This window comes from Brevundimonas sp. RM1 (assembly GCF_052907225.1).
The window spans coordinates 1-1166 of the sequence record NZ_JBRERY010000080.1 but is presented as its reverse complement, the minus strand read 5'-3'; the positions used below and the strand labels follow the sequence as shown (position 1 = coordinate 1166).

At 65.2% G+C, this 1166-nt stretch carries 1 protein-coding gene; it reads right to left on the bottom strand.

The annotated features are described in order from the left end of the window. Window positions 1-1166: elongation factor Tu (tuf, locus tag ACU5AP_RS16360; protein WP_446681569.1), on the bottom strand; the 1166-nt coding region annotated here is incomplete at its 3' end.

Genomic DNA, 1166 nt, shown 5'->3' with positions numbered 1-1166 from the left:
CCGGCGCCGACGGTGCGGCCGCCTTCACGGATGGCGAAGCGCAGCTTCTCTTCCATCGCGATCGGCGTGATCAGCTCGACGTCCAGCTCGGCGTTGTCGCCCGGCATGATCATCTCGACGCCTTCCTTCAGGCGCACGATGCCGGTCACGTCCGTCGTGCGGAAGTAGAACTGCGGGCGGTAGTTCGTGAAGAACGGCGTGTGACGGCCGCCTTCTTCCTTGTTCAGGATGTAGGCTTCAGCCACGAACTTGGTGTGCGGGGTGATCGAACCCGGCTTGCACAGCACCTGGCCGCGCTCGACGTCTTCACGCTTGGTGCCGCGCAGCAGCACGCCCACGTTGTCGCCGGCCTGGCCCTGGTCCAGCAGCTTGCGGAACATTTCGACGCCCGTGCAGGTCGTCTTCTGAACCGGACGGATGCCGACGATTTCGACTTCTTCACCGACCTTGACGACGCCGCGCTCGACGCGACCCGTCACCACGGTGCCGCGGCCCGAGATCGAGAACACGTCTTCCACCGGCATCAGGAACGGCATGTCGATCGGACGTTCCGGCTGCGGGATGTAGCTGTCGACCGCCGCCATCAGCTCCAGAACGCGCTCGGCGCCGATGTGCGGGTCGCGATCTTCCACCGCGGCCAGGGCCGAGCCCTTGACCACCGGGATGTCGTCGCCCGGGAACTGGTACGAGCTCAGCAGCTCGCGCACTTCCATCTCGACCAGCTCCAGCAGCTCCTCGTCGTCGACCATGTCGACCTTGTTCAGGAACACCACCAGCGCCGGAACGCCGACCTGACGCGACAGCAGGATGTGCTCGCGGGTCTGCGGCATCGGGCCGTCAGCGGCCGAGCAAACCAGGATCGCGCCGTCCATCTGAGCCGCGCCCGTGATCATGTTCTTCACGTAGTCGGCGTGGCCCGGGCAGTCGACGTGCGCGTAGTGACGGTTGGCCGTCTCATACTCGACGTGCGACGTGTTGATCGTGATGCCGCGCGCTTTTTCTTCCGGCGCGTTGTCGATGTCGGCGTAGTTCATCGCCTTGCCGCCGCCGGCCTTCGCCAGCGTCATCGAGATCGCCGCCGTCAGCGTCGTCTTGCCGTGGTCAACGTGACCGATCGTGCCGATGTTCACGTGCGGCTTCGTGCGTTCGAACTTTTCCTTGGCCAT